We start from the raw sequence: 8,956 nt of genomic DNA, 5'->3' as shown, positions 1-8,956 counted from the left end.
GAGTCTTTCTCTTCTTGTTCTGGTACTCGGCTTCGGAGAAGGTGATTTGATCCATGGCAGCACTGAATCCTATGCAGTTGACGATAGCCGTATTATCACTGATGGCAGTGACTTTTTCAGAGCTTCCTTAGTAAAATTATCTGGCATCAGTCGTTAAAAGTAAGTAGGTGATCAGGGAACATTCATGAAAAAATCACTGGCATGGATTACATGGCTCTCGTTGAGTGCAGTAAGTCCGATTGCGCTGGCCGTTGGTTTTGGGCAGGCGAGTGTCAGCTCATATCTGGATGCGCCTTTAGATGCTTCGATCCCTCTGCTCGAAAGCAGTGATTACGCCCTCGACGAGATTCATATCAGCGTTGCCGAGCCACCAGCCTTTGCCTCAGCAGGCCTTGAATGGACGCCATTAGCGGCCAGCGTGCGCGTCCAGATTCAAGAGCAGCAGGGGCGCCGGCAGGTACGCTTAAGCTCTGATAAAACGATCCAGGAGCCCTGGCTTGATTTGCTGTTAACGGTGGAGTTGCCAGACGGGCAGCAGTTTCGTGACATAACACTACTGTTTGATCCCCAAGGCTATGCTCAGAATCAAGCGCTTGCTCAAAATGCTGCCCCCAGCTTGTCAGCAGTAAGCAGTGTCGTCACGCCTCCGCTTGCTCAGCCCAGTTCGACGTCGCCATCGAGTGCCTATGTGGGTAGCGGCGATACCCTATGGAGCGTTGCCGAGCGTATTAAACCTGACGAGGTGAGCGTACAGCAGATGATGCTGGCGCTGCTGGAGGCCAACTCTGAGGTCTTTCCATCGGGCAATATAAATGACATGCGTGCAGAGCAAACACTTCGGGTGCCTAATTCTGAACGCATTCTGGCGCGCTCTCACGGTGACGCCGATGCTGCTATCAAAGCGATGAATGAAGCCTGGCAGCAACGCCGCCCTGGCTCTTTGCAAACAGTGGCGCTACCGAAGGTTGAAGCCGCCACGTCTGTTTCTGCTACTTCCATAGCCGCCGACCAAGCTGGGGTTGAAGAGGAAGTCGACGAGCCTGAAGTATTATCTCGTTCGGAACTGACCGAGCAACTGCACCTAAGCCAAGCGACATTACAGCAGGTTCTCGAAGAGCGTGAGTTGATGCGCGCTGAGCTTGATGAGCTGCGTGGTGAGGTTGCCTCCTTAACGCAGGCGCTAAGCGATACGTTGGCTGCTCAAGAGCCACCTCCAGCGCCACTCATTGCTAGCATGGATGAGACGAAGAGCCCGGGTGTGGCTGGCTTAATTGAGCGCTACCAGTGGACGTTGGCTTTGGCCGCCATCACACTGCTGCTAGTGCTGTTGGCATGGTTACGTAAGCGCCGAGAGGAGACCTGGGAAGACATTCCGCTGGCTGAACCCGTGGTTAAGCCAGCGGCTTCGCCTCGCGTAGAACCCAAGGCTGAGAACGATGCTCTTGCCACTAACCCCGCACCGACATTAGATACCGATCAGTGGCTGGTCGACGATCAAGGGCAGACGCCATCGCAAGACGACCCCCTTCGCTATGAAAAAAGTCAGGCATCGGGACTCGCTGAGCAGGGGCGTCAGCGGAGGCTGAAGCTATACGCTGTTTCCGCTGACCATTCTCAAAATGTCTCTTTAGCACCGCCGCCGAGTTCTATGCCCATGAGCCAACTGCTAGCTTCTATCCGTGCCGGTATGCCTGCCTCTGAGCCTGCGGCTGCTAATGCTCATGTGCAGCAAACCGACAAGCCTTCTGAAACAGCTGAGGACCCAGACCATCGCTTTATCGATTACCACCCGCCGGTCTTAAACAGCGCTTCGCCCACCCATGATGGTCAGCGCACCGAGACCCCAATGCAGCCCACGGTGGAGTTCTTCAGTGAGTCGCATGCCGCACCGGCGCCTCCCGCGAAACAGCCATGTAGGCCACTTGAAGAGGAGTGGGAAATTGAAGAGGTAGCATTCAAGCCGCGAGGCCTGGATAATAGCGATCCTTCAAAATCTTCAAAATGATGTGGCTTGATGACGCTGTTCTATCACTTCGATGAAAAAATTCCGCTTACCGGCCGCTTGGCAATGGGTATCGAGTACGACGGTACCCGCTACTGCGGTTTTCAGCGCTTAAACCATGCTGCATCGGTTCAGGCATCGTTAGAGGATGCGCTGTCCAAGGTGGCCAATGAGCCTATCCGGGTGAATGCCAGTGGGCGCACCGATTCGGGGGTGCATGCGACCCGTCAGATCGTCCATTTTGACCCGCCGGTAGGGCGCTCCGAAAAAGCCTGGATCTTTGGCGCTAATACCCATTTGCCCCGCGACGTTGCTGTACGCTGGGTGAAACCAGTGGGCGATGACTTTCATTCACGCCTATGCGCCCTGGGTCGCCGCTACCGCTACGTGCTGCTGAACCAGATCAGCCGCCCGGTATTGGAGCGGGCCAATGTGACCTGGTGCCGTGACCCGTTAGACGCCGATGCCATGCACCGGGCTGCCCAGGCGCTGGTAGGCGAGCACGATTTTTCCAGCTTCCGGGCCGCTGGGTGTCAGTCCAAAACCCCCTGGCGACATATGCACTTTGTGGACGTAAAGCGCTACGGCCAGTTGGTGATGATCGATATTCAAGGCAACGCGTTCTTACACCACATGATTCGCAACATTGCCGGGGCGCTGGTGAGCGTCGGACGCGGTGCCCAAGATGAAGCTTATATTGGTGAACTTTTAGCGCTTAAAAACCGTCGCAAAGGGGATGTGACGGCACCCGCCTGCGGGCTGCATTTTGTCGATTCGGTCTACGATGAGCGCTTTGATCTGCCTAAAGAGCCGTTGGGGCCGCATCTGCTCTCATTTACTGGAGAGTGGACGGGAGAGCGCGAGCTTCCTGATACGCCACGGGTGGCCTATCGACGCAATCGCTCGTTGTGTAACCCGGCAGCTACCCCTAAACAGGAGGCGTCGTCATGAGTGCTTCTCCGCAAATCCGCACCCGAATAAAGTTCTGTGGTTTTACGCGTGATGAGGATATTGACCTCGCCGTGGCGCTGGGCGTGGATGCCTTGGGTTTCGTTATGTGGCCAAAAAGTGCGCGCAGCGTGAATGTCGAACAACTGGTGGCGCTCTCTGCCCGTGTGCCTGCCTTTGTGACCCGCGTGGGGCTGTTTGTCGACCAGCCTGCTGAGCTCATTGAGCAGTGCTTGCCCTATCTCGATATGCTTCAGTTTCATGGTAATGAAACTCCCGATGAGTGCCAGCGCTTTTCGCTACCCTGGATGAAAGCGCTACGCATGCGCGATGAGATAGATCTTACCCATGAGGCCGAGCGCTATCATCATGCTCAGGCGCTGCTGCTAGACGCATATCGACCGGGGACGCCGGGAGGCACGGGGGAGACCTTTGATTGGTCTAGAATTCCCGCAAATCTTGCAAAACCTGTTATCCTCGCCGGTGGGCTGAGTGCTGATAACATTGCTGACGCTGTGCGTCAGGTAGCGCCTTATGCAGTGGATGTGTCCGGTGGTATTGAAGCCTCTCACGGCTGTAAAGATGCTGACAAGATGGCGTCTTTCGTGCGTCATGTGGCGTTAGCCGACACCCACTAGCGTTCCCCGCATAAGTTTATGTAAGCCTAGTTTTTGTGTAATTTATGCGTATTGCTTATGGGTATTTTATCGAGCTACGTGTTTACGTCGATTCATTTATTGTTTGCCTGCTCTGGCGATCTTGTGAGGTATCCCTGTGACTGTTTCTGCGACGCCTACACCAAAAACCAAGTTCAGCGATCTGACCCGAATGCCGGATGCCCGTGGTCATTTTGGCCCTTACGGCGGTCGGTTTGTGTCAGAAACCCTGAGCTTTGCGTTGGAAGAGTTGGAGAAAACGTACTTAAGCCTGCGTGATGACCCTGACTTTCAGGCCGAGTTTGACTACGATCTTGCCCACTATGTGGGACGTCCATCGCCGCTCTACCACGCCAAACGCTGGTCGGCGAGTCTTGGGGGCGCACAGATTTGGTTGAAACGGGAAGATCTGAATCATACCGGCGCTCACAAGGTAAACAACACCATTGGTCAGGCACTGCTGGCCAAAAAAACCGGCAAACCACGCATTATCGCTGAAACCGGGGCGGGCCAGCATGGCGTTGCCTCGGCGACCGTTGCTGCTCGCCTAGGGCTTGAGTGCGACGTGTATATGGGGGCTGAAGACGTACAGCGTCAAAAGCTTAACGTTTACCGTATGCGCCTACTGGGCGCTCGGGTCATTCCGGTAGAGTCCGGTACCCGCACCCTCAAAGACGCCATGAACGAAGCGCTGCGTGACTGGGTCACCAACGTTGACAACACCTTCTATATCATCGGTACCGTGGCGGGCCCGCACCCTTATCCGCTGCTGGTGCGCGATTTCAACGCGGTGGTGGGGCGTGAAGCGCGCCGCCAGTCGCTGGAGCAGATCGGCCGTCTTCCCGATGCGCTGATTGCCTGCGTGGGCGGTGGCTCTAATGCTTTGGGTCTGTTCTACCCCTTTGTGGAAGATGACGACGTGGCCATGTATGGCGTGGAGGCCGGTGGCGATGGCGTCGAAACCGGCCGCCACGCGGCGCCGCTGGCATCCAATGCGCCGCGTGGCGTGCTCCACGGCAATCGCACCTACTTAATGTCAGATGAAGCCGGGCAGGTGTCGGATACGCACTCCATTTCAGCTGGCCTGGATTATCCTGGCGTAGGCCCCGAACACGCGCTTTGGAAAGACGTGGGTCGGGTCTCCTATGTGGCCGCTAACGATAAAGAAGTGCTCGAAGCGTTTCGCGAACTGACCCACATGGAAGGCATTATGCCGGCCCTTGAGTCGGCCCATGCGCTGGCCCATGCCAAGGTATTGGCGCCTACCATGCGTCCTGACCAGCATATCGTGGTCAACCTCTCCGGGCGTGGCGACAAAGACATCATGACCGTTGCTAAGATTGATGGCATCGAATTTTAAGGTCAGCTTTTTTTAAGGGCGAGCATGAACCGTATTGATCAGCGTTTCAGTGAACTTAAGCAGCAGGGCCGCAAGGCCCTGATCCCTTACATCACCGCAGGTGATCCAGCACCTCAGTACACCGTTGGTTTTATGCATGCTCTGGTGGAAGCAGGTGCCGATGTGATTGAGCTAGGCGTGCCTTTTTCCGACCCCATGGCGGATGGCCCGGTCATTCAAAAAGCCTGTGAGCGTGCGTTAAAGCAGGGCACACGGCTGGTCGACCTTATGCAGATGGTCAAAGAGTTCCGCCAAACCGATACCACCACACCGGTTGTGTTGATGGGTTACTTGAATCCGATTGAACGAATTGGCTACGAAAACTTTGCTGATCAAGCTGCCAGCGTGGGCGTTGATGGTGTGCTGATTGTAGATATGCCGCCTGAAGAGGCCGAAGAGATTGGGCCACTGCTAAAATCGCGGGATTTAGCGGCGATTTTTTTGGTTGCGCCTACCACTTCTAACCAGCGTGCCGCTACAATATGCGCCCATGGCGAGGGCTACCTCTACTACGTTTCGCTGAAAGGCGTGACCGGTGCCGCCACCCTGAACGCAGACGATGTGGCCGAGCACTTGGCGCCGCTGCGGGGGATGACCGATTTACCGCTATGTGTTGGTTTCGGTATCCGCGATGGCGTGACGGCCGCTGAAGTAGCTAAAGTCGCCGATGGTGTGATTGTAGGTAGCGCTTTGGTTAACCGCATCGCTGAAAGTGTCGATGCGCCGGAAACCATTGCGGGCCAGTTGAAAAGTGTATTAGCAGAAATGCGTACGGCGATGGATGCCTAAAGCGGATTGCTTTATCGCCTATACTGAATAGATTCACGACACTCATCGAGCCTGGTTCTGCCAGGCGTTGACGTATAACGGAAGCCTTTTTGATATGAGCTGGTTAGACAAGATCGTACCCTCCATGGGTCGCATCCAGCGTAAAGACCGTCGCGCTAGCGTGCCCGACGGCCTCTGGCGTAAATGTCCCAAGTGCGAAGCGGTTCTCTACCTCCCTGAGCTAGAGAAACATAACAGCGTCTGTCCCAAGTGCGATCACCATCTGCGCTTGACGGCACGCAAACGCTTGGACTGGTTCTTGGATAAAGCAGAACGCGAAGAGATCGCGGCGGAAATCGAACCCAATGATCGGTTGAAGTTTCGCGACTCTAAAAAATACAAAGACCGCCTGACTGCGGCGCAAAAAGATACTGGCGAGAAAGATGCGCTGGTCGCTATGCGCGGTGAGTTGGATGGTCTTCCGGTCGTTGCCGTTGCCTTTGAGTTCACCTTTATGGGCGGCTCAATGGGGGCAGTGGTCGGCGAGAAATTTGTTCGCGCCGCTACCGTGGCGCTGGAAGAGAACATCCCGCTGGTGTGCTTTGCCGCCTCCGGTGGGGCACGTATGCAGGAAGCACTCTTCTCGTTGATGCAGATGGCTAAAACATCCGCCGCGCTTGAAAAGCTCAAACAAGCGGGTGTGCCGTATATTTCTGTGCTTACGGATCCCGTCTTTGGCGGTGTTTCAGCCTCACTAGCCATGTTGGGTGACTTGAATATTGCCGAACCCAATGCCTTGATTGGTTTTGCAGGCCCGCGGGTCATCGAGCAAACGGTGCGTGAAACCTTGCCAGAAGGGTTCCAGCGCAGTGAGTTTCTGCTTGAGCATGGTACCGTCGACATGATCGTTCATCGTCATGAAATGCGTGCCCGCGTGGGTAGTGTGCTGCGTAAGTTAACCCACCACGACGCAACGCCGGTGAGTTCGACCAATCCTGATGATGCAGAGGTTGTTGAGCCTATCGTTGAGGAAGATACCTTGGCGGAAACCGCTGACGTCACGTTTGAGAAAGTTGAGGCGCCTAAGAAGGACACCACTTTCGTTAAGAGTGATGACCATTCGCGCAATGCCTGACTCTCTGCAGACACCTTCTTTGCCGCTCTACTCTTTGCAACAGTGGCTCCAGCATTTGGAAACGCTGCATCCGGTAGGGATTGATATGGGCCTGGAGCGGGTATCGCAGGTGGCTAAACGGATGGGGCTGCTTTCAAGCCCCATCGCCCCCCGCGTTATTACGGTAGCAGGCACCAACGGCAAGGGCTCAACCCTTGCCATGATTGATAGCGTTGCCCGTGCCCATGGTTGGCGAGTGGGTACCTACACTTCTCCCCATTTATTGCGCTACAACGAACGCGTTAAAATCGATGGTCAGGAAGCCGATGACCAACTGCTGGTGCAAGGCTTTGAGCAGGTTGAGCAGGCACGATTGCAGGGCAGTGAAATCAGTCTTACCTATTTTGAAGCGGGGACACTGTGCGGGCTGTGGTGCTTGGCCAATGCAAAGCTTGATCTTGCGGTGCTAGAAGTGGGGCTGGGTGGGCGCCTTGATGCAGTCAATATTATTGATGCGGATGTGGCCATTGTTACCACTATTGCTCAGGATCACGCTAACTTTTTAGGCACCGATTTAGCCCAGATTGGGCGTGAAAAAGCCGGTATTTTTCGTGCCAATCGTCCCGCCGTGCTAGGTAGCCAAACGTTACCTTCCAGTGTCGCTGAATGTGCTCAGGTGCTGGCGGCGCCTATGTTTTGTTTGGGCCAGCAATTTGCCCATCAGACGATGGCTTCTGAGCCTTCGCAATGGCGCTGGCAGGGGCAGCATCCGGATGGTCAACGCATTGTTATTGACGAGCTTCCCGAGCCGGGGCTGCCTATCGATAACGCCGCCACTGCTTTGCAGGCGCTTGTGCTTGCAGGGCTTGGGTTGGAAGCGGCGCGCGTGCAAGCTGCGTTGAGTTCTGTGCAGTTGCCGGGGCGGCTGCAATGGATTGGGCCTTGGTGCCTGGATGTAGGTCATAATCCTCATGCTGCCGAGTATGTCGTTCGCCATTTGCCGCAACCTCCGGAAGGTGGTCGGCAGTGGGGCCTTATTGGCATGTTGAATGATAAGGATATTGACGGTGTCATACAGACGTTAGCGTCTCGCATTAGTGATTGGGTGTGCGTGTCGTTGAGCGGAGAGCGAGGTTGCCAGGCAAGCGAGTTGTCGCAACGTATTATAGCTCAGGGAGGGCGGGTGCATTTTAGTGCTGATTCGCCGCAAGCAGGCGTCGATTGGCTCGCTAACATGTTAACGCCCAATGATCGTGTCTTGGCCACCGGGTCGTTCTTTACAGTAGCGGCACTGTTAGCTCGACCACTGCCAACAGGCGCTGCGTCGCTTGATGGAGACGGAAATGAAATACGGTAAAACGGAACGCATTAGCGGTATTGTGATTCTGCTCGCGCTACTGGCGATCTTTGTGCCGTGGCTAATGAGCGACCCCGCACCAAGGGAAGAACGTCCCCAGCCGAACTTTGTGATCGAGCAGCCCGTTGAAGTGGAGCGCCGTGACGTTCCTGCACCGGAAAGGCCTTCAACCATCGGCGAGCCGTCTCTATCGTCAGCGCCCCGTAATGAAGAGGGCGATATGCCTATTGACGTCGATCCGAGGTTGCCGGAAACCGATCAAATTACTGCTGCTAATCAGTCGCCCTCGAGTCCCGAGGCGGCGGGATCCAGTGAACCGGATGAAGAGCCGGAGACCTCCGATAGCGACCCTATTGCTGACCTGATTGCCAGCAATAGTGGCAGCGGTCAAAACAGCAGTGAAGGTTCTTCACAGGGCTCTTCACAACGTTCATCGCAAAGCTCCTCATCTAGCTCATCCACCCCCTCAGCAAGTGCTCAGGGAGAGTGGGCGGTGCAAGTCGGCAGCTTTGGAGAGCCCGGTAATGCGCAGCGCCTTAGCGAGCAGCTTTCGGGTGAAGGGTTTACTGTTTATCAGCGTGAGCGCGATAACAATATGACCACTGTCTTTGTGGGCCCTTATGCCACTTCTGAGGAGGGGGAGTCTGCCATGTCCTCGATTAAAGAGCGGGCCAATGTGCAGGGCCTGCTTGTTCGGGTAAGAGACTAAACG

Annotated in this window: 8 protein-coding genes; all 8 read left to right on the top strand. The window is 55.5% G+C overall.

What is annotated here, in order from left to right; genetic code table 11:
- Positions 1-184 precede the first annotated feature (184 nt).
- The 8 genes from E0L35_RS23770 (at position 185) to E0L35_RS23735 (ending at position 8,953) form a co-directional block, all read left to right on the top strand.
- Positions 185-2,005 carry a FimV/HubP family polar landmark protein gene (locus E0L35_RS23770; protein ID WP_138801597.1) on the top strand — a complete coding sequence of 607 codons (1,821 nt, stop codon included), beginning with the start codon at positions 185-187 and terminating at the stop codon, positions 2,003-2,005.
- A 9-nt stretch (positions 2,006-2,014) separates the two neighbouring features.
- Positions 2,015-2,953: a tRNA pseudouridine(38-40) synthase TruA gene (truA, locus tag E0L35_RS23765; protein ID WP_022523217.1), complete on the top strand. Its 939-nt coding sequence runs from the start codon at positions 2,015-2,017 to the stop codon at positions 2,951-2,953.
- Positions 2,950-3,588 carry a phosphoribosylanthranilate isomerase gene (locus tag E0L35_RS23760; RefSeq protein ID WP_041158511.1) on the top strand — a complete coding sequence of 213 codons (639 nt, stop codon included), beginning with the start codon at positions 2,950-2,952 and terminating at the stop codon, positions 3,586-3,588. Before truA ends, E0L35_RS23760 begins: the two co-directional genes overlap by 4 nt.
- 190 nt (positions 3,589-3,778) lie before the next feature.
- Positions 3,779-4,966, top strand: a complete 1,188-nt coding sequence (gene trpB / locus E0L35_RS23755; protein WP_171051224.1) for a tryptophan synthase subunit beta — start codon at positions 3,779-3,781, stop codon at positions 4,964-4,966.
- Positions 4,967-4,990: 24 nt separating this feature from the next.
- Positions 4,991-5,794, top strand: coding sequence for a tryptophan synthase subunit alpha (gene trpA, locus E0L35_RS23750; protein WP_009286954.1), 804 nt, complete (start codon positions 4,991-4,993; stop codon positions 5,792-5,794).
- A gap of 94 nt (positions 5,795-5,888) precedes the next feature.
- Positions 5,889-6,908 carry an acetyl-CoA carboxylase, carboxyltransferase subunit beta gene (gene accD / locus E0L35_RS23745; RefSeq protein WP_027957480.1) on the top strand — a complete coding sequence of 340 codons (1,020 nt, stop codon included), beginning with the start codon at positions 5,889-5,891 and terminating at the stop codon, positions 6,906-6,908.
- Positions 6,886-8,244: a bifunctional tetrahydrofolate synthase/dihydrofolate synthase gene (gene folC / locus E0L35_RS23740; RefSeq protein WP_249362181.1), complete on the top strand. Its 1,359-nt coding sequence runs from the start codon at positions 6,886-6,888 to the stop codon at positions 8,242-8,244. Before accD ends, folC begins: the two co-directional genes overlap by 23 nt.
- Complete coding sequence (locus tag E0L35_RS23735; RefSeq protein ID WP_138801596.1) at positions 8,231-8,953, top strand: SPOR domain-containing protein; 723 nt, start codon at positions 8,231-8,233, stop codon at positions 8,951-8,953. The genes folC and E0L35_RS23735 overlap by 14 nt, the downstream gene beginning before the upstream one ends.
- The last annotated feature ends 3 nt before the right edge of the window (positions 8,954-8,956 follow it).

Source organism: Halomonas sp. ATBC28, from assembly GCF_005937175.1.
Classification (GTDB): Bacteria; Pseudomonadota; Gammaproteobacteria; order Pseudomonadales; family Halomonadaceae; genus Vreelandella; species Vreelandella titanicae.
Note: the sequence above shows the minus strand (reverse complement) of the source record. Positions and strands in the feature narration are given on the sequence as shown.